17 protein-coding genes are annotated in these 18,961 nt (G+C 63.3%); 4 read left to right on the top strand and 13 right to left on the bottom strand.

The window, feature by feature from the left end; all coding sequences use genetic code 11:
• Positions 1-6 precede the first annotated feature (6 nt).
• Both HWX58_RS09415 and HWX58_RS09410 read right to left on the bottom strand, forming a co-directional pair.
• Entirely contained in the window at positions 7-276 is a 270-nt protein-coding gene (locus HWX58_RS09415) for a hypothetical protein (protein WP_175987273.1), read from the bottom strand.
• Positions 277-304: 28 nt separating this feature from the next.
• Entirely contained in the window at positions 305-1,300 is a 996-nt protein-coding gene (locus HWX58_RS09410) for an SDR family NAD(P)-dependent oxidoreductase (protein WP_175987271.1), read from the bottom strand.
• 73 nt (positions 1,301-1,373) lie between these two features.
• Here HWX58_RS09410 and HWX58_RS09405 point away from each other — a divergent pair, with 73 nt between their 5' ends.
• Entirely contained in the window at positions 1,374-1,940 is a 567-nt protein-coding gene (locus tag HWX58_RS09405) for a TetR/AcrR family transcriptional regulator (protein ID WP_250646182.1), read from the top strand.
• A 78-nt stretch (positions 1,941-2,018) separates the two neighbouring features.
• Here HWX58_RS09405 and HWX58_RS09400 read toward each other — a convergent pair whose 3' ends face one another.
• A complete protein-coding gene (locus HWX58_RS09400) occupies positions 2,019-4,136 on the bottom strand; it encodes a GmrSD restriction endonuclease domain-containing protein (protein ID WP_175987268.1) in 2,118 nt (705 codons plus the stop codon).
• Between the two features lie 179 nt (positions 4,137-4,315).
• Here HWX58_RS09400 and HWX58_RS09395 point away from each other — a divergent pair, with 179 nt between their 5' ends.
• Positions 4,316-4,795, top strand: coding sequence for a hypothetical protein (locus HWX58_RS09395; protein ID WP_175987266.1), 480 nt, complete (start codon positions 4,316-4,318; stop codon positions 4,793-4,795).
• 30 nt (positions 4,796-4,825) lie between these two features.
• On the opposite strand, the gene HWX58_RS09390 is transcribed toward HWX58_RS09395, so the two are convergent.
• The 6 genes from HWX58_RS09390 to HWX58_RS09365 all read right to left on the bottom strand — a co-directional run bounded on the left by HWX58_RS09390 (position 4,826) and on the right by HWX58_RS09365 (position 8,427).
• Positions 4,826-5,209, bottom strand: coding sequence for a type II toxin-antitoxin system VapC family toxin (locus HWX58_RS09390; RefSeq protein WP_175987264.1), 384 nt, complete (start codon positions 5,207-5,209; stop codon positions 4,826-4,828).
• Complete coding sequence (locus tag HWX58_RS09385; protein ID WP_175987262.1) at positions 5,206-5,469, bottom strand: type II toxin-antitoxin system Phd/YefM family antitoxin; 264 nt, start codon at positions 5,467-5,469, stop codon at positions 5,206-5,208. Before HWX58_RS09385 ends, HWX58_RS09390 begins: the two co-directional genes overlap by 4 nt.
• A gap of 146 nt (positions 5,470-5,615) precedes the next feature.
• On the bottom strand, positions 5,616-7,355 hold the full coding sequence (locus HWX58_RS09380) for a DUF2075 domain-containing protein (protein WP_175987260.1): 1,740 nt from the start codon (positions 7,353-7,355) through the stop codon (positions 5,616-5,618).
• Positions 7,352-7,696 carry a nucleotide pyrophosphohydrolase gene (locus HWX58_RS09375; RefSeq protein WP_175987258.1) on the bottom strand — a complete coding sequence of 115 codons (345 nt, stop codon included), beginning with the start codon at positions 7,694-7,696 and terminating at the stop codon, positions 7,352-7,354. The genes HWX58_RS09380 and HWX58_RS09375 overlap by 4 nt, the downstream gene beginning before the upstream one ends.
• 7 nt (positions 7,697-7,703) lie before the next feature.
• Positions 7,704-7,940: a hypothetical protein gene (locus HWX58_RS09370; protein WP_175987256.1), complete on the bottom strand. Its 237-nt coding sequence runs from the start codon at positions 7,938-7,940 to the stop codon at positions 7,704-7,706.
• A 76-nt stretch (positions 7,941-8,016) separates the two neighbouring features.
• Complete coding sequence (locus tag HWX58_RS09365; protein ID WP_175987254.1) at positions 8,017-8,427, bottom strand: very short patch repair endonuclease; 411 nt, start codon at positions 8,425-8,427, stop codon at positions 8,017-8,019.
• 136 nt (positions 8,428-8,563) lie between these two features.
• Between HWX58_RS09365 and HWX58_RS09360 the strand changes: the two genes are divergently transcribed.
• On the top strand, positions 8,564-9,751 hold the full coding sequence (locus HWX58_RS09360) for a DNA cytosine methyltransferase (protein ID WP_175987252.1): 1,188 nt from the start codon (positions 8,564-8,566) through the stop codon (positions 9,749-9,751).
• Positions 9,752-9,775: 24 nt separating this feature from the next.
• On the opposite strand, the gene HWX58_RS09355 is transcribed toward HWX58_RS09360, so the two are convergent.
• From HWX58_RS09355 to HWX58_RS09340, 4 genes are read right to left on the bottom strand one after another with little or no spacing between them, the layout of a single operon-like run.
• The gene (locus HWX58_RS09355; protein ID WP_175987250.1) at positions 9,776-11,869 is read right to left on the bottom strand and encodes an AIPR family protein; all 2,094 of its coding nucleotides are present in this window, start codon (positions 11,867-11,869) and stop codon (positions 9,776-9,778) included.
• Between the two features lie 9 nt (positions 11,870-11,878).
• Positions 11,879-12,823 carry a PD-(D/E)XK motif protein gene (locus HWX58_RS09350; protein ID WP_175987248.1) on the bottom strand — a complete coding sequence of 315 codons (945 nt, stop codon included), beginning with the start codon at positions 12,821-12,823 and terminating at the stop codon, positions 11,879-11,881.
• On the bottom strand, positions 12,820-15,552 hold the full coding sequence (locus HWX58_RS09345) for a Z1 domain-containing protein (RefSeq protein ID WP_175987246.1): 2,733 nt from the start codon (positions 15,550-15,552) through the stop codon (positions 12,820-12,822). Before HWX58_RS09345 ends, HWX58_RS09350 begins: the two co-directional genes overlap by 4 nt.
• Entirely contained in the window at positions 15,536-16,999 is a 1,464-nt protein-coding gene (locus HWX58_RS09340) for an ATP-binding protein (RefSeq protein WP_175987244.1), read from the bottom strand. Before HWX58_RS09340 ends, HWX58_RS09345 begins: the two co-directional genes overlap by 17 nt.
• A gap of 103 nt (positions 17,000-17,102) precedes the next feature.
• Between HWX58_RS09340 and HWX58_RS09335 the strand changes: the two genes are divergently transcribed.
• Positions 17,103-18,905 carry a nuclease-related domain-containing DEAD/DEAH box helicase gene (locus HWX58_RS09335; RefSeq protein ID WP_175987242.1) on the top strand — a complete coding sequence of 601 codons (1,803 nt, stop codon included), beginning with the start codon at positions 17,103-17,105 and terminating at the stop codon, positions 18,903-18,905.
• Positions 18,906-18,961 lie beyond the last annotated feature (56 nt).

Raw genomic sequence — 18,961 nt, 5'->3', positions numbered from 1 at the left:
GGTGCCTCAGCGGGTGACGCCGATCGGATAGCTGTCGACGTCCGTCTCCTCGACGCGGTGCACGGGTCCGTGGTCGATGAGCCGCTGCAGCACGAGCTCGCGCTTATCCATGGCCCAGTCGGGAGCGACCTCCCGCCATCGTTCGGCGCTGGGGAAGTACGTCACGTAGGGCTTCACACCCCAGCCGACGTCGAGATACAGTCCTCGATCTCCCTCCCAGTAGAAGACCTGCTCCTTCCAGCCTAACTCGACCTCGTACTCGGGGACGGCAGGCATACCAAGACGGTAGCGCGGTTGATGCGCCCTACTGCACCGACCACCCGCCGTCTGACGCGAGCACCGCACCGTTGATGTTCACGGCGTCATCGCTCAACAGGAACGTGATCGACGCCGCCAGGTGCTCGGCCGTCGCGACGGTCGGGATCGCCTGCTGGAACGGCGCCAGTCGCGCAGACCCCGCCTCGGACATCTGAGGCGGCATCGGGATGCCGGTGGCCACGCCGCCCGGAGCGACGGAGTTCACGCGGATTCCCTTCGGCCCGTACATGAACGCCGCGGACTTCGTGACGCCGATGATGCCGTGCTTGCTCGCCGTGTAGGCGTTGCCGGACGCGTTGCCGCGCAGGCCGGCTTCGCTCGAGACGTTGAGGATCGACCCGCGGCCGGCCTTCTCCATGAGCGGAAGCACGGCGCGCATGAGCTTGAACGGGGCGGTGAGGTTGATGGCGATGACGCGGTCCCACACGGCATCCGTCGTCTCGCCCGCGGGCGAGAAGTCGTCGTTGATTCCGGCGACGTTGGCGAGCCCGTCGATGCGGTCGCCGGCGGCGGCGAGCACGGCGTCGATCGCATCCTGCCGGGTGAGGTCGCCGGCGACGGTGATGATGTCGGGAAGCTCGCTCTTCAAGGCATCCAGTTTGTCGGCGGCGATGTCGGACGCGATGACGCGTCCGCCTTCGCGGGCGATGCGGGATGCCGTCGCCTTGCCGATGCCGGATGCCGCCCCCGTGACGATCACGGTCTTGCCGGCGAAGCGTCCGGGGGTGACCTGCTCCGTCCAGCCGGCCGCCTCGGCGTCCTCGGGGATCTCGCCGCCGTTCGCGGCACGGACGAGGTCGTCGACGACGGACTGCGGCATGGCGCCCTGGCTGAGGGTGACGAGCTGCTGCAGCGGCAGGCCGAGTACGGGGGTGAGGGATTCGGGGTCGGCGCCGGACTGGGCGAGGATTCCGCGGACGAGCTCGCCACCTGTGGGGTCTTCGAGCCATTCGCCGATGGTGGAGTGTGCGGTCAGTGCCATGGTTCCTCCTGCAGATCGTTTCGCGACGGTGCGTCTCGTTATGGATCAGTGTACGCCTCGATACGCTCAGTGGATGCCTCGTCCTCGCAGTGAGAAAGCCCGCCAGTCGGTTCTGGCGGCGATGCGTGCCGCGCTCGCCGCGGACGGGTACGCCGCCGTCACGATCGAGGGCCTCGCCGCCGAGGCCGAGGTGTCGAAGCAGACGATCTACCGCTGGTGGCCGTCGAAGGCGGAGATCCTCGGGGAGGCGCTGCTCGAGGGCGCGCTGCCGATGCCTTCGCTGCCGGTCACGGACGATCTGGCGGCGGATCTCCGCGCCTGGTTCTCGGCCATGTCCGTTCAGGCCGGACACGGGACGAGCGTCGAGGTCGCGCGGGCGCTGATCGCGGTGACCGCGACGGATGCCGAGCTTGGCGCCGCCCTCAACGCGAAGCTCGCTGGGCCGATCATCGAGCAGATCGTCGCGCGGCTGACGGCGGCGCAGGCCGCCGGCGAGGTTCGCGCGGACGTGGATGCCGCGGCCGTCGCCGACCAGTTCATCGCGATGTCGTCGTACGCCGCGCTGCTTGGCAGGCCGCTCGATGAGAAGCGGGTGGATGCTGTGGTGGATGGGCTGATGCGTGGGATCCGGATGCGTTGACCAGCGGCTCCCGAGGTCGGTGTGGCCCGGGAGCCGATCTGGCAAACCCCGGGAGAAGCCTGTTATCGACTCAGCGCGTCAGCCCTGCTGCAGCAATTGCTCCCGCAGATCGTTGAGCGACGGTCCTCCCTCGACTTTCCAGAAGTACCAGGCGTTACCGCTGCGTCCGCCGCGTACTACCCGCGCCGCCGCTGCCGGAGAGCTGTATGTCTTCCCGTCGTAGAGCATCTGGCCGCCGGCAAGAACCGTTCCGCATGCGTCTGGCCAGCGGCCATCCATGCAGACCAGCGCGGTGCCGACCGCGAGCAGACCCGCGTCGACCAGATTCGCGTACGACGTCGTCGCCTTGCTGAAACGCACGACGCGATCTACCGTCTTGCCTTCGTGGCCCGCAGGAACGGGCCACGTCGACAGCAGTGCATCGATCAGTTCGTCCGTCCGCCGCGCGATGGACGCCTCGTCCCATCCGTCCGCGGAGGACGTGACGATCGGCCGGTTCATCAGGAAGGCATCGTGGCGCTCGAGCGCAGCGCGCTTCCCGTCCTTGCCGAGCCACGCGCCGTTCGAGACGGAGGCGTTCAGCGATCCGGTCAGCAGGGTGAGGTTGCCGAGCCGGTGCACGACATCGTCGCGCTCGGCTTCGGCTGCGGCATCCATCACCGGCCAGTGGGCGCGCCAGCTGCGCGGCAGAATGTGCTCGACCTGGTGCTTGTCGCGATGGATCCGGATGCCGGTCTTGGACGGTCCGCTCGAGGTGTAGCCGCGGTACCAGTCCTCGACTGCCTGCAGCAGCATGCGCTGCATCGGCTGGGAGAACCGCCGATAGAAGTGCATCGAGCGCAGCGTCGACCGGAGCTCCTCGTCGCCCGGCCAGTATGTGCTCGCGGATTGCAGACTGGTGAGGTAGTGCTGCACGCGATCCACGACGTCGGCGTCCGACGCTCCGCGCACCGCCGCGATCATCTCGGCCGCCACGCGCCCGAGGTCGCTGCTTTGAAGGCGAAGCAGGCGGCGTCGGATGATCCAGCTCTCGACGGCGTCGATCACAGCTGCGACGGTGGTCGGACGATACGAGGTCTCGGGTGAGGTCAGCCACAGGATGATCGGCTTGGTCATCTCGACCTGAGCGACGCTCATGCGGTACAAGTGCAGCGCGGCGCGATCGAGATCGGCGTGCGAGTCCGCCGCGATCTCGGTCAACTGCTGATACGTCGCGGCCTGTGCGGTGATGAGATCGAGAAGGGCGGACATGGAGCGCCCGGCCTCGTGCTCGGTGAAGAACTTGAACCGCGCGAACGTCGACCTCGGGCTGATCTCCTTGCCGACCTGAGAGACGAGCCATTGGCCGAGAAACAGGGCGCTGCGCGTAGTCGCAAAGCGACCCACGCTGACTTCTGCCTCCCAGAACTTGGTCTCGAACGGCCAGCGGCGATACGCCTCGATCGTGTCCTGGCCCTCTGCCTTCAGGCGCTGGAAGACGTAGTTCTTGATCAGATCCGCCGCCGTGAGCGGAGTACCACGGGCGTTGAGGGTCTCGAAGATCTCCTGCGAGTCCTCATCCGGAGCGAGACGGATGATCACGAGTTCGAGGGAGTGCTGCAACGACATCGCGAGGGCATCCGCGCGAGCCGTGATGTTCTCGGGGTCGGCGTCGAGCCATGCGCCGATGTGCGAGGTGAAGTACTCGTGCGCTCGCGCGATGAGAGAGTCTCCGTGATCCAGGTGCGCGTAGTCGATGGGCGGCTCGGCCAGCATCACCTCATCGAAGGCCGCGCGGTCGCGATTGGTGTGGCGGAGCTTGAGGCGCGAGTCATCGTGTCCGGCGAACATCGCGTCGTTGTGCGTGAGAAAAGTGAGCCGTGCCGCGAGCGCTGAGGCATCGCGTTGCTGGAACGCGGCAGCTGCGGCATCGAGCGCGATCTGAAGCGTCGTGAGGCGCTGCTGCCCGTCGACGATGTGGAACTCCTGCACGCCGACCGGGCCGGCCTCGGCATCCTGCGTGACGACGGCGCCGAGGAAGTGCTTCGCGGATACTCCGGGGCTGTCGAGCCGATGCTCGGTGATACGACGGATGTCGGCCCACAGAGGAGCCCACTGCTCTTCCTCGTTCCAGACGTATGGGCGCTGATAGATCGGCACCGTCAGGTGCTGCGGCATGCCGAAGATGCCCTGTGGCGTCGTCAGGTCGGTCTTCACTGGTCACTCCTTGCCGCCCTTGATCGCGTGCACGGGGGCTAACCGGATCTTAGTATCGCTGGACGAAGCAGATCCGGATGCGATCGTCCCGGCGGCGCGATCGCGCCGCCGAATGCTCTGCTAGGTTTCACGATTGAGCACCGCGATGATGGCCGGTGCTGATGAACTCGAAGGACCCCATGACGAAGTCACCCCTGAAGCTCGCGACCGCTCTCGTCTTCCTCTCTCTCGTCGGAACCGGCCTTGTCGGATGCGGTGGAGGGAGCACACCGGCAGGCCCGCCGAACGACTCCACAGCGAACGCACCGCAGACTGAGGAGGCCGCGGCGCCTGAGCCCGTGGACCTCACCGGAACGTGGAAGCAGACGAACTCCAACTCTCCCGACAGCTTCCAGGAAGCGACGATCACGGGCGACACGATCGAGGTCCAGTGGGTGGCTCCCGATCAGAAGTCGCTCTACTGGGCGGGGACCGTCGAGGTTCCCGAGGACGGATCTACCGACTTCACCTGGGACTCGGTGAACGACACCTCGAAGACCGACGGCGCGCTGCTGGCTTCGAGCGACGAGACGAAGACCTTCACGTACAAGGACGGGGAACTGTCGTACGAGGTGACCGCGCTGGGCACCACGATGACCGTGCGTCTGGCCCAGGAGTAAGCCGCGCTCCGCTGGTAATGATCTAGCCGTTCAGGCAGGCAGAGAGACCGACGGGATCCCGTGGCGCTCGGCCGCGGCCGCGAGCTCATTGTCGAAGGTCAGGATGCCGGTGATCGCGGTGCCCACGTGGACAGCGGTGGCCAGATGCAGCGCATCGAGCGTCCGCAGACCGCTGTGCATCGTGATCGCCCGGTCCATGATCTCAGCGTCGAGCGTGACGAGGGCGACCCGATCGAGCAGGTCGTCGGCATCGGCCGGGTCGATCACGCGCCGGTCCGCGACGGAATGGAGTTCGACGGCCAGAAGCTTCGATGACACGAACAGGGTGCCATCGGCGAAGAGCTTCCGGATGGCTTCGCTCTCGGGCTCTTCGATGATCGCTTTCGCTGCGGCCGACGTGTCGAGGTAGATCACAGTCGATCGGCTCGGAGGTCGTCGAGGATCTCGCGGGTCGTCTTCGTCGCCTTCACACTCGGGCGCGACAATGCGCCGGTCGTCGCCGGCAACTGGACCTGCCCGCTCGCGACGAGCTGCGACCAGACGTCGGCGGCCGGCGGCGTCAGCTCGGCGATCGGGCGCCCGCGATCCGTGACGGTCAGGCGCTCACCCGCGGCGACTCTCGCCAGTACACGCGCGGTCTGCTGGTTGAGTTCGGTCTTCGTCACGGTTGCCACCTCTCCAGGATACGCCGGAACTAGTAGAAGTAGTAGATCTGTATTCCTGCGTGATCAGTGTGCAGCACCGAGCGCTCCGGCGGAGCGTCGGAAGCGTGGGTGTGGAGAAGCCGTGGCGTGCCCGCGATTGTGGAGAGTTCGATCAGTCAGATCGCGGCCGAGAGTCGAGCACGCAGCCGCTCCCGCAACCCCGGATCGCACACATACACATACGTCCCGAGCATCCCGCGAGTGAGCAGCACCCCGTAGATGTTCCGGATGAAGATGAGCAGGTCTTCGTCGTCGAACGTCTCGGCGAGGTGGCCCGTCCGTTCCTTGCCCTTCTTGTCGCGGTACGCGTCCCAATTGGCGACGATCCGCCCGGTTGTCGTCGACACGCGCAGGTCCGGCCCGATGATCACCCCGGCGTAGTTGAGGTCGTATCCCTGCACGGTGTGGATCGAGCCGACTTCGTCCAGTGAGCGGGCGGAGTTGATCCAGTCCTTGTCGGTGCTGTTCCAGCGCAGTTGTACCCCGTCGAGCTCGATGTCGAACGCCGACGGGTCACGCCGCGACTTCCAGTCCCACGCGTAGCCCGCGACGAGACGCGACAGACCGACCTCGGCATCCCGTTCGCGGATCGCCGCCTGCATCTCACCGAGATCATTGAAGAAGCGCAAGTCGTAGCTCCCCAGTGAGGGCAACGCAGGATGCTCATCGCGCAGCAGCGATCGGACGTACTCGACGTAGTCCGCACCCGCCTGCACGCGCATCTGGGTCGTGAGCCGGTAGTGGCGGTGCAGGTCGCGCGCCTCCAAAACCTCGCGCGAGAGCACCGCGGGCGACAGGTCGTGCGGGCGCACGCTCTGGTCGCCGTCGATGAGCAGCATCTGATGCTTGCTGCGCGCCTTGATCCAGTCGAGCTGGGTGTAGTGCGCAGCATCCTCGCCGAACAGCGACTCATTGATCTCGCGGAACTTCTTGTTCTGCACGCCCGACGCCTGGTTCGCGCGCTGGCCGAGCCGATGGGTCTCGTCGACGAGGATGAGGTCGAACGCAGCATCCGATTCGCCGACCTGGAATGGCGTCAGCACCATCGACGGGTCGAGACGGGGAGTCTTCTTGAACACCTTCTTGACCGACTCTCGGAGCGACTGCTGCGGGATCACCAGCGCCATGCGCAGATCGGCGAGGAGTGCACGGTTCTCGGGGACGAAGAACTCCGCGAACATCGAGTCGGGCTGCACATCGTCGTGATCCTGGAAGTCGCGGATGTCAGCGAGCAGCTTCATGAGGAAGATCGCGATGATCGTCTTGCCGGTTCCCGGTTCGCCCTGCACGACGAGGGTCGAGCGGGCGTCGGGATGCTGCAGGTCTTCGAGCAGTCCGTCGACGATGTCGGTGATCGCGATGGCCTGGTCGTCGTTGAGCGCCTTGAACGGCGACAGCTTGAACAGGTCGGAGTTCTCGATCTGCGGGATGCTGCGCGAGAACAGTCCCTCGGCGCGCAGCGCCTCGAACACATCGCGGAACGACTCGCGGTACAGATCGCGGTCGTAGTACTGGGCGTCGGTGAGCCCGTCGTTGCCGTTGAGGAGCTCGTACTGCCCGTCGCCGTGGAACCAGCGGATGAGGTGCGACTCGAGGTCGAGACACACCGACTTGTTGAAGCGCTCGTCGATCACCACGCGGATCGAGTCGAGACCCTCGTTCTTCTTGGAGCCGGCGAGGTGCTGGCGCATGCGCTTCTGCGTGCTCGTGGTCTCGCCGACATACAGCTTGCGCCGGTTGCCCGCGCGGTCGATGACGTAGACGACGGGCCAGTTCGTGTGGCGCGGGTGCTCGGCCGCCCAGGTGTCGACCGCGTTCTTGTCGAAGGCGACGTGCTGGATGCTGAAGCCAGTCACTCTTCTTCCTCACTGTGCGGCTGCAACTCGGTGTACTTCGTCATGCGGCCCTTGGCGAGCTCGACCGGGTACTTCTGCTCCGTGGATTCAAGCTTGCGCATGACGATGTCGTCGAGATCGACGCCGAGCTTGTTCGCGAGGTGGATGCAGTACGTGACGACATCGGCGAGCTCCTCCTCGACGCGCTGCTGGTCAGGCGTGCCGCCCCACTGGTAGAGCTCGAGGAGTTCCGCAGCCTCGATCGAAATGCTCTTCGCCAGGTTCTCGGGGGTGTGGAACTGGTCCCAGTCGCGGGCCTCGACGAAGGCGCGGAGGGCTTGCAGAGTTGCGGGGGTTGGCATGGGACCGCTACAGCGGGCCGAACGCGTCTTCGAGGAGCTTCTTGAACTCGCGTACCGCCCTCGCGTCGAAATGGATGCTTTGCGTCGGGCTGTCACCCGGGCGAGGTCCGCCTTGTCTGTAGTTATAGAGGTAGACGAAGAGGTTCCCCTCTGCATCGCGGACCTCTTGCACGTACGCATCGACCTCGGACTGCGGTGGCTTGACTTCACGGTCGCCTTGGATGAACTCTCGTATGCGGGCCATGACTTCAACCTAGCGAGGGGGCAATGAGGAACTGAAGTCTCGTCGCAACGAGGATCTCGCCGTCCGTGCTGGCAACCTACGTACGTAACCGGCGGATGAGGTGCTCGATTCGCTTCGCGACTTCGACCGGAGCCTCGTGCTCCCAGCACCGGACGACGATCCACCCAGAGGATCTCAGCTGTTCGTCGGTTTCCCGATCGCGGTCGATGTTTCGTTGGAGCTTGGGCAACCAGTAGTCGCTATTGCGCTTGGGGTGGGTCGCGTGAAGGGGGCACCCGTGCCAGAAGCATCCGTCGACGAACACTGCGACTCGCCACCGCGTGAACACGATATCCGCGCGGCGCCTTCCGCCCATCGGTGCGAAGTCCACCCGGTAGCGGAGCCCAGCTGCGTGAAGGAGTGAGCGGATCGCCAATTCAGGCTTCGTGTCACGACGTCGGTTGGATCTCATCGACCGACGAGAGCCTTCGGTGCTCGCCCAGGACATCTCATGAGCATACGGCGCGATTCGGAATAGATCTGAGTCGCAATGTCCAACGCTCGAACTAATCTACGAAGAGTCATCGCGGCGCGGTGGAGCTGCTGCATCCGCGGAATCACGATAGGCTGCTTAGGAGAGTTCGATGATCGAGGAGCGAGCTTTGTCTGATCTTCATTTCCGGATGGGCGAGCTGTTCAGCGGGCCCGGCGGCATGGCACTAGGTGCTCGCCAGGCGGCGACGATCGTCGAAGGCGTCGAGCTCAAGCACGCATGGGCGAATGACTACGACCGCGATACCTGCATGACATATCGGAACAACATTCTTGTTCCCGCGTACGGCGATCATGCTGTGGTCGTCGAATCTGCTGACGAATTGCCCGAGACCGGTGGCGGTACGGTTCATCAGAACGTTCATGATCTCAACATCGATGCGCTTGGCCCCATCGACGGATTCGCGTTCGGTTTCCCGTGCAATGACTACAGTCTGGTAGGCGAGTGGAAGGGCCTCCATGGCGAGTATGGCCCGTTGTACACCTATGGGGTGAAGGTCCTCGCCACTAAGGCCCCGAAGTGGTTCGTAGCGGAGAACGTCTCCGGGTTGCGTGGCGCCAATGAAGGGGAAGCGTTCAAACAGATCCTCGCGCACTTGCAGGAGCCGGCGCCCGGCTTGCGCTATCGCCTCGTGCCTCACCTCTATTCCTTTGATGAGTACGCTGTTCCTCAGCGCCGACAGCGAATCGTGATCGTCGGGATTCGCGACGATCTCGACACCGTGTTCCGCGTTCCGTCTCCGGAGATCTATTCCGGACATAATGTCTCCGCAGGGAAGGCGCTCACCGAGCCCCGAATTCCGCTAGATGCTCCGAACCATGAGTACACCCGGCAGTCGGACAACGTGGTGGAGCGATTGAGCTATATCCTCCCTGGTGAGCACGCTTTTTCGCCGCGTGCACTCGAGATCATGCCCGATCACCTCAAGATCAAGACGCGTACGACCATCAGTACGACGTACAAGCGGCTCGAGCCGGGCAAACCTGCGTACACCGTCACAGGTGCGGGTGGCGGGGGATCCCACATGTACCACTGGACACAGAATCGGGCTCTTACGAATCGTGAACGGGCGCGGCTGCAGTCATTCCCCGACGATTTCGTGTTCCACGGACGCAAGGACAGCGTTCGGAAGCAAGTCGGGATGGCTGTTCCGGTGAAGGGCGCCGAAGCGATCTTCACGGCACTCTTCAGGTCGTTTGCGGGGATGGACTACCCGGCCATCCGCGCAAACATAGATCTGGAGGAGATGCTGCGCTCAGGAGAAGGCGTTGCGGTGTGAGTCTCTCGTACGGATCGCGAACCGTCAGGACAGATCGGCCATGGTGATCAACCCCTCGTCCACGCAGCGCTCGAGGACACGCCATGCGCGTGCTGCCTGGCGATCCGATGGAACATCTCCCCTAACAACGGTTTGAATAATCCCGAGATCTGTTGGACTGAGGATTCCGGATCCGCTTGAGTTTTGAAGGATATCCGCCCACACAGTCCGTTGAACCTTCATGACGCGGGTAACGGTTTCTAGTCCGGTGTCTATCTGACGCTCCCGTTTCGCAGCAACCTGTTGCGATCGAATCTCGTACGCATCGATCAGATCATCGTCGATCCCGGACGCGAGAGTGATGGGAACTCGTTGCGCGCGTTTCCAGGCCTCTTCCTGTTTTGCCCACTGCGTAACGTTTGCTTGCGGCCGTGACGGGTCGGTCAACAGCATGTGCATCGCCCGAGCCGCGCTGACAAGAGAATCTCGACTCGGGCTCGATAACGTCTGTCGCTTCCAGACCTGTTCGAAGTCGTACTTTCTGCCAGGAAATCGCGCCTCGAGCTCCAGTGCGAATCGGGACACCGCATATGTGACGATGTTTGCAAGGTAGCCGCTCTCGTACCAATCGGATGCCATGATCGCGGCCCGCGTATCGGAGTACATGATCGCCTTGGCGATGCCGATGCGGAAGTACGCGTCGCCGAACTGAGTCTCATCCTTCTCCCACATCTCTGATGCGAGCTTGGCGAAGGCCATGAAGTTGCTCTGCGCGCCACGGCTCACCTCGTGGGGTCGCTTGCTCCAGCTGAATGCGTACTTAGCCCAGTCTGTTTTCGTGATCCGCTGCTTCTTCGGATACTCGCGGTCGAATCGTTGAACGTGCGAAGCGGGGCCAGCGTTGCGCTGGTTCTCCCATTGGCCACGAGCTCGCTCATAGAACCATTTCGACTGGTGATTCTCGCCCTCGCGTGCGGGCGCGAGAAGACGCCTGCTGATCTGCTCGAGACGCACGTGAAACGGGCTGTTCGAGAACAGATCGGCCTCATTAACTGAGTTCTGGCTGTTTGCGTAGCGGGAGATCGCTGAGACGACGTCAGCGGAGTTCTCCGCCTCGACCGTCACGAGTTTCATGGGAACGTACACGCTGTCGATTTCCGCGTTGCGGGACGAGCGGATGAAATGCGCTAGGGAAGCCGTCGTTTGTCCGCCGTTCACGATCTGCCAATTGCGGAGAGATACGATCTTCGGCCCCGCAGACGTGTGATTGATGCCGACGCCGGTGGCGGTCGTGGTGAGACCGTTGTTGTACGCCAAGAACTTCTCAGGCTCGTTGGTGAGAGTGCGTTGTATCCCGCGATTCACCTTGCCTCGTGCGCTGAGGAAGGTTCGGACGTTCGACTCGAGCAGCTGACTACCGTGCTCATCGAACACCTCGGCAAGAAGCCGGCCGGGGATGACTGCCAGATACGATTTCATCGACGCGTCCGTGGAGGCCGCCGGGAGGCAGGGGAGGCCGTCGGGCATCCAACGCGTTATGTCAACGTCGTAGTCGTCCTGTCCGGATACTGACAGGGCGAGATCCTCGAAGCGACCGAGGTCCCAAATCGCAAAAGACGCTGGCAAGTTGGCGACCCGATCGCCGTCGAATGATCGCAACCTGCCACTCATCACGCCGTCGGTTACGAGGATGAACTTGAGCTTCACGATCTTCTCGAGCGAGTTGCGCGGGTCGCGCCCGAGGATGTCGCGGAAGAATCGTGCGTGCTCGGCCTCCGCGGAACTGATCTCGAGGTTGTCGATCAGATACCCGTCGACCGACTGCTCGATGAACCCCGTTCCGGCCTTGAAGGACGAACGCGCATCGGCTGACGTCAAGGTGGTTCCCGCGTCATCGTAGAACGCCGAGCACAAGACGACCAGAGAGCTGTCAGCCGTGTCCTCCGCATACCCCAGAAGTCGGAGGGACGTCCTGTTCCGGCCGACGCATTGAAGCGGCACGATCGTCAGGTCCTGCACGACCTCCGCGGACTCAAGGCGCTCTTTCACTTCTTCGCCGAACGCTTCCAATCTGAAGGCTGCGTTCCCTTCGGCTCGGATGGTGATTGCGTTCGCGAACTCTTCGACGAAGTCCGGCACCTTTGCTCCTCAGTCTTTCGCTGTCCAGAATGGTTTCGACACAAAGCTCTCGATCTGATCGATATCGAGTTTGTAGCTCACGTTCGAAACTGCGGCGGGTACATTCTCGCGCCTAACTCGAGGGAAATCCTCCGAGACGCTGAACCATGCCCACTCACGGGCCTGGAACCGCCATTGCTCGTAGCGAGGATCCCCGACGTCGAATCCGAGCGCCAACAGTGCTTGGTTGAACGAAGTCTGCGCCGCGGGCGTTGCAGCCACCCACTCACCCACCTCATGCACCAGATCGAGAATTCCTCGCCCGTCTCCTTGCGCACATCTCTCGAGGCGAACGACGGCGAGGCGGAGATCCTCATCGCGAGGATCCAGTTGGTCCGTATTAGCGATCAGGACGTGGTGATTCGTGCGCCGCAGCGACTTCACTTCCACGCACTGCTCACCTGGCAAGATGAAGTCCTTCGCGCTCCGATACGGGCCTTGCCATGCATTCATCGCAGCATCCGCGCTGACGCCGACTTCTCGCAGCTCGAGAAGCAGGAGCAGTTCCGCAAACAGACCGCGGATTGAGCCCTCAGTGAGGACTCCACCTCGCGAAGCGAACATCGTCTGAAGTTGCTCGAAGTTCGAGAGAAGCAGTTCGATCGCCTCGCGGGAGTCCGTTGCCGACCTGCTCGAACTCAGCAATGAGTCGACCACAGCCTCGAACATTGTCGTCATGCCGACAGATTCCGACCGGAACGTGATGAATCGATCTGGACCATTGGGTGGATCGACGTGGACATCGATGCCTCGGGTTCCATCGACGTTGCGATCGAAACCCAGAGGAACTTTCACTAGGAGGGCCGGCTTGCCATTCGCATTCACGGCGTATGCACTCAGGACGTCGTGGTGCAGTGGGACTGCCTTGAAGTTGATCCCGGCCAGAGCAAGAGCGAACTTCTCCGCGATAGTCATTCCTCGTCGTCCCCCAGATCGTCCTCTTCCTGCCACCCCAGCTCATGCCGCGCATATACGCCGTTGATGACCCATTTGATACCGCGGTCATTGGCGATCTCTTCCATCTCCTCTTCGACAGAGAGCTTCGGTGGCACGACGATGACGGCGACAACGGGAGCGGTGCCGTCTGCGGCGTACGGCTTCTTCCCGGGCAGCGGTGCCTTGGTCTCGTCGGGCTCACCAGTGACGGTGTAGACCATCAGTAGCGGACGATCCATCGCGCCGCGGACTACATGCTCCGCTGCGTGACCAGTGCTCAACTGATCACGCAAGCGCGATTGGACCGCGATTGGGAGCGTCTTGAACAAGTCGCCTCCCGCGGCAACTCGCCTGTTCGTGAAATGAAGTTCGTCGCGCTCGGTGAAGAGATTGTTCCGGACGCTGGCCTTGATCGGAGGAAGCCCCTCGACCTCGATGGCCTTTCCCGCCCCCTGCATAAACGCGACATCCCAGCGTTCATGGCCCTTGATACCCGAGAAGCCGTCGACCAGAGGGCTCAGTCGCCCCGGCGCCGCACCGAAAGTCGGGTCGGACGGGTGGGCTTTGAAGCGGGTGAGGAAGTCGACCACGATTTCGCTATCGACGTCACGCCAAATGAGCGGTTCGGTGCCTGTGGTGAGGGTGCTCTCTTCGAGGCTCGCATGGAGACGGATCAATGCGTCGAGGTTGTCGGCGAGATCGGCCTGAGCGCTGGGGAGATTGTGCGACTCCCACTTCTTGCTGTTGAGTGAGATCGAGCCCTCGAATGGCTTGGCATGCTGCATCTTGCGAGCGCTCGCGATCAGGAACCCTTCCGGGTGTCGGCGCATCTTCAACCCGAACTGCTCCGGCGTCAGTTCCTTGGCCTCCATCTCAGCAAGCGAGTCGCGGAGTTCTTGTGAAAGGTCCGCAGTCCATCGGAACAGCTCAGCGGTGGCTGGATCGATCCACAGGCGCACGAGATCGTCATAGCCGGGCCGGTATCCGAACCAGCGGCCCATCTGTAGCAGAGTGTCCGCTGCGGCCGCCCTACGGGCGTAGTAACTGACCTGCAAACCGTCCAAGGTCAGCCCTCTCGCGAGTACGTCTCCGCCGACGTAGACGGTCGGAATGAGCGCATCCGCTTCCTTCACGCGGCGCGGAGTCTGGCTCAGCCACCGATCGCGCTCCGCCTTGGTGTCGCCGTTTATTAGCTGGACGCGGAGTTCGTCGGCTACCCCGATCAACTCAGTCCGAACACTCATCCACGTGACGTCCGCGTTCGGATAGAAGTCTGCGTACGCATCGTGCAGTATCTGCGCTCGCGGGCTGATCCGGCTGGATTCGGCCGTACCGAACTCGCTGAGGATGGTGGCCGACAACTCCTGAACCCACGACTGCGCGAGGTTGAAAACCTGTGCCTGCACAACCTTGAACCTGCTCACATTGACGAGCATCGAGGCAGGCTTCTCTTCGGCGTCACGCACACGCCGTATCGCCGTCCCGATGTAGAAGGCGGCGATCGCCCTCCGGATCGAGTACGGCAACTCGGAGATGCGCGCCCCAACTTTATGGGAGTAGGGCAGGACAGCGAGGGTGTCGTCGACGTCCTCGACGAGTGCGGGGCTCTCTTCGCTTCCGAAATAGGAACTGACGCCCTGATAGTTCGAAGGGCTCTCGAGCACCTGGATGAAGTCTCGAGGGAATAGGTCCTCCTCGATCTCATCGTTGATGAAGATATTTGCGAACGGGGTCGCGGTGATTCCTACGTAACTGTTTCGGGCAGATTGGGCGAGCAGCTTCCTGATTGCCGCGTTTACAGCAGTGACGTTGGACTCGTCGTTCGTATTGATCGACGCCCAATCGGCTTCATCATCGATCAGGAGCAACGGCGGCTGGTTTCCACCCTTGGGTATGGTCACGCTGAGGTACTGCGCGAGATTGTTCAGCACCGACTTGTTCTTCTTGACTACGAAGAGCGTCGGAGTCCCGGCACCGAGTGCAACCTGACCTGCACGCTTGCTCCGTGCGCTGAAGTCCGACTGAGTGGTCGTCAGGACGTTGATCGACAGGGGCAGCTTCTTGTCGATCTTGCCGATCCCGACGTGTGCGACATCATTGCTTGAGATGTTGTCAGCCAGGTACGACGAATCGATTCCCGTGAGATCGGAGTCCAGCCTGCGCTGAGTCTGCCGACGCAAGTCCTCCGTGTGCCCGCCGATGACCACGAGAACCTTGTAGCCGTAGTCGATCGCCTTCGCCAACAGACTGATGTACGTCGCGGTCTTTCCTGACTGGACCTCGCCGATTGCGATCCCTCGCCGTTGCCACTCTCCAGGCTTGGTCGGATCGCCGGTGAGGTCCAAGATGCGGTCGGTCTGCCGGTCGAGAGCGTCAATCACGTTCCCGGACCAGCCTCGTTGCAGGAGGAGTTCGTTGTACGCGTGCGAGCGTGCCAGATTCGCCTCCCGCTTGCGCTCGGCGAGCCACGGAGTGAAGTTGCTCTTGTCGACCACCCCGTATCCGTCTGCCATTACGACGTCATACTGTTCCATGAGGACATCGATGACCGCATCCACCTCACCGGCGGCCAACTCGAGGGACATCAGCGGAGTGAATACCTCGGCGAGTTCCCGCAGTCTGCTCAGTTCGATCGTATGACCGGGGTCATGTCGGATCTGAACCGCAAGGGTCTCGCGGAGCCTCGCGGCATCAGGGCTGAGCGTCATCTGATTCCTCCCACACCTCTTCGATGAGGCTTCGTAAGTTGGGTACAGCGTTGAACGGTTCGATCTTGGCGAGGGCCGCCGACATTGCGTCGCGGTCCGTCGCCGCGGCCCCGTTGTTCCGGAGCGATCGTAGACGTAGCCGGACCTGGTCGTCACCGAGTTGCGGCACCAGGCGCTGCTGGTTCTCCGCCATGCGAGCGTAGATGTCAGAGGCGGGGATGCCGCCGGCGAGATCGGCGAGAAGACTCTCGAGGCCACCGACGCGATCGACGGGAAGACTGTTGCGTATCGCCTGTACTGAAGGGTGATCGGCATTGACCTCGTAGCGGAACCCGCCGCGATCTTCAACGAGCGTCCAAAGGAAAGCGAACTCGCTAGTGGATGCACGTCTTCCGCGAAATGAATGCATACGCGTGCTCTTTGCCTTGACTTGATCGATGATCTGCCGGAGCCTGCTGCGGAAAGCTTGCGGCGGTTCGATCCGGGACTTCTTGATGTCGAGCTGCCAGTGGTGATCGAGTTCCGGAGGCACGTCGACCCGAACGCGAGTCTGCTTGCTCAGCTCGTCCTGCTTCGACAATCCGAACCAACCGCCCGCGCTGATCAGGCGACGATTCCGATACACGTAGAAGCCTTGGTGCTCTCGCATGCGAGTGCCCAAGTCCTCCCGCTTCCGCTCCTTCGCGCTGAGGTAACTCGAGTGAGGGAGGGTGAACGCTTCGACGGCGACGGCGTGTCCGTCGATGGAGACTCGCTCGATCGGCGCGACTTGTGTTCGGGGATTGCCTTCGAGGAAGGGGTCGATTGGCGCGACGACGATGCCGTTGACAGTGAGGCGGAGAGCACCGCGACCCTCGAGGAACCGTTGAAACACGAGGCCAAGGTGCGCCCGCAATTCGCTGAGCCGGTTGCTCATCCAGCTCGCGACGTCGTGCGCGCCGGCTAGGAAGTAGTCGAGCGATTCCCAGATGACTAGCGTGCCATGCTCGGCCTCGTCGATGAGTTCGCTGTGGGGGAGACCTACGATGTCGTCGGGGTCGAGAACGCGAATCGCCCAGTTGCCCGTCTCCAGGACAAAATCGACGTCCCACTGCAACCCTGTTGAGATTCCGTCACGCTTGGTGACGACCGTCAGCCGCCGCCCCTGAGAGAGCGATGCCGTCTTCAGCCCGAGGCCGAATCGTCCGAGATCGTGGGCCATCCGCTCGACGTTTCTCGTTCCGGCCAGCTTGAGGGCGTCGCGCGCTTCGTCAGGAAACATGCCGGTTCCGTTGTCGCATATGCAGATGTAATGACCGTCAACGGCATCCGCGATGATGTCGATCTGAGTAGCATTCGCGGCAATGCTGTTGTCGACTATGTCGGCGGTCGCCGCCTCGAATGAATAGCCGACAGAACGCATCGACTCCAAGAGCTCAACGCCTGGAATCAGCGTTTCCTCGCGCATTCTTCACCGCCTTCGTCGTGACCTTGCAAACTAGCCATACCCTAGCGTCACCGTGCGACACTCGGCCGCGTTCCGTTTCATAGACCCCGCTAGCATCCCAACCATGCCCCGCATGATCCCGCAGCGCCCTCGCCCCGGCGCCAACGTCTCCGAGAAGCGCATCTTCGACGCGTTCGCCGGCGCGACCGGTGCGGACGACTGGATCGTCCTGCACAGCCTCGAGATCCACCGGCACGCGTCGCAGTTCCAAGGCGAGGCCGATTTCATCGTGCTCGTGCCCGGCCGCGGAATCGTCGTGATCGAGGCGAAGAGTCCCGAATACGTGGAGTACAAGGACGGCCAGTGGCGCCTCGACCGTGTGCCGAACCCCGGCAAGAGCCCGTTCGAGCAGCTCGACGGCAGCATCCGCAGCCTTCGCGGCTACCTCAAGCACCGCGACATCCTGAACGGGTCCGAACCGATCGCGCGTCTTGTCTGGTTCACCTCGCTCGACCGCTTCCAGTTCAAGAACGCGACACCCGGCGACATGCAGTTCTTCGAGTGGGAGCTCGCGTGGCATGGCGATCTGCAGCATCCGATCAAGGCGATCGAACAGGTGCTCGACGCGCACGACGCCTGGTACTCGGCCGTCGACGGGGTCGAGCACGCCCCAGAGCTCACGACGGCCGAGCACGTGGAAGAGATCGCGGGTGCGCTCGTGGGCGATTTCGCCGGCGGCCGTTCGCTCGCCGATCGCAAACTCGAACGCCTCGACGACGAGAACCGATTGTTGAAAGAGCAGCGTGTCGTGCTCGAGATGATCGAGCGCAACGATCACGTCTACTTCGACGGACCCGCCGGCACCGGGAAGAGCTACCTGCTCGCCCAGCTCGCGAAGCGCTGGAAGTCCGAGGCTCGCACGCTCGTCACCTGCTGGAACGTGCTCATGGCCGACGAACTGCGCGACATGCTGCGCGCGGGCCGCGACATCGACGTCGACGATCTGAACACGATCATGCTCCGCATCGCCGGCATCCAGAAGAACCCCGCGGATGCCGAACGCGACTGGTACACCACGGAACTCCCGCAGCTCGCGCTCGCCGCCCTGCAGAAGGATCCGACGCTCGGTGCATACGAGGCGATCTGCGTCGACGAGTTCCAAGACATCGCGGGCTTCCCGGCCGTTCTCGACCTGCTCTTCGCGCTCGCCGGAACAAGAGCGGCGGCCGGCACCCGCCTTGCCTTCGCCGGGGACGCACGGCAGCAGATCCTGCGGCCGGCAGACGCGCACGTCGACCCGTACGCCGTCGCCCGCGAGCGGGTTCCCGACCTCGTCCACATCGCGCTGCGACGCGGGCTGCGCCAGGTGAGCGCGCTCGCCGAATCCGCTGAGGCCCTGCTCTCACGCAGGTTCGGCTACCGCGGTCACCGCGCCACCTCGACGATCAGCGCGCCGCTCGCCGTGAAGCCGGTCGCGGATGCTGCTGAGGCATCCGGAGCGCTGGCCGCCGCGCTTAGGGGACTGCTCGAGCACCATCAGGCGCACGACATCGTCATCCTCAGCCCATTCGGAGCCCGCCGCTCGCTCGCGGGCAAGGTTCTCGCCGCGGAGCACTTCACCAAGGAGGAGCGCTGGCTGCGCGACCGCCTCAAGGTCGATGCGCCCGTCGACATGGGGCGGGTGGACGCTGCGACCACCGACGTGGTCGTCGACGTTCCCACCCCCACGACTCCGAAGGCCCCGCCGGGACGAGTGCGCTGGGGGTCGATCTTCAAGTACAAGGGTCTGGATGCCGAAGCCGTCATTCTCACCGACATCGGCGACGAGGCCCTCGCGTTCGTCGGAAGCGAGGGCCTCGCCTGGTTCGACCTGCTCTACGTCGGGCTCACTCGTGCACGCTATCGGTGCGTGGTGATAGCGAACTGACGGTGGCCTCGGCTCTGACCCACTCGTTCCCGTCACTCGAGTCCGCCCGTGTGGTT

It is taken from the genome of Microbacterium tenebrionis, from assembly GCF_903645325.1.
GTDB classification, from domain to species: domain Bacteria; phylum Actinomycetota; class Actinomycetes; order Actinomycetales; family Microbacteriaceae; genus Microbacterium; species Microbacterium tenebrionis.
This window is presented reverse-complemented; position numbering and strand designations above follow the sequence as displayed.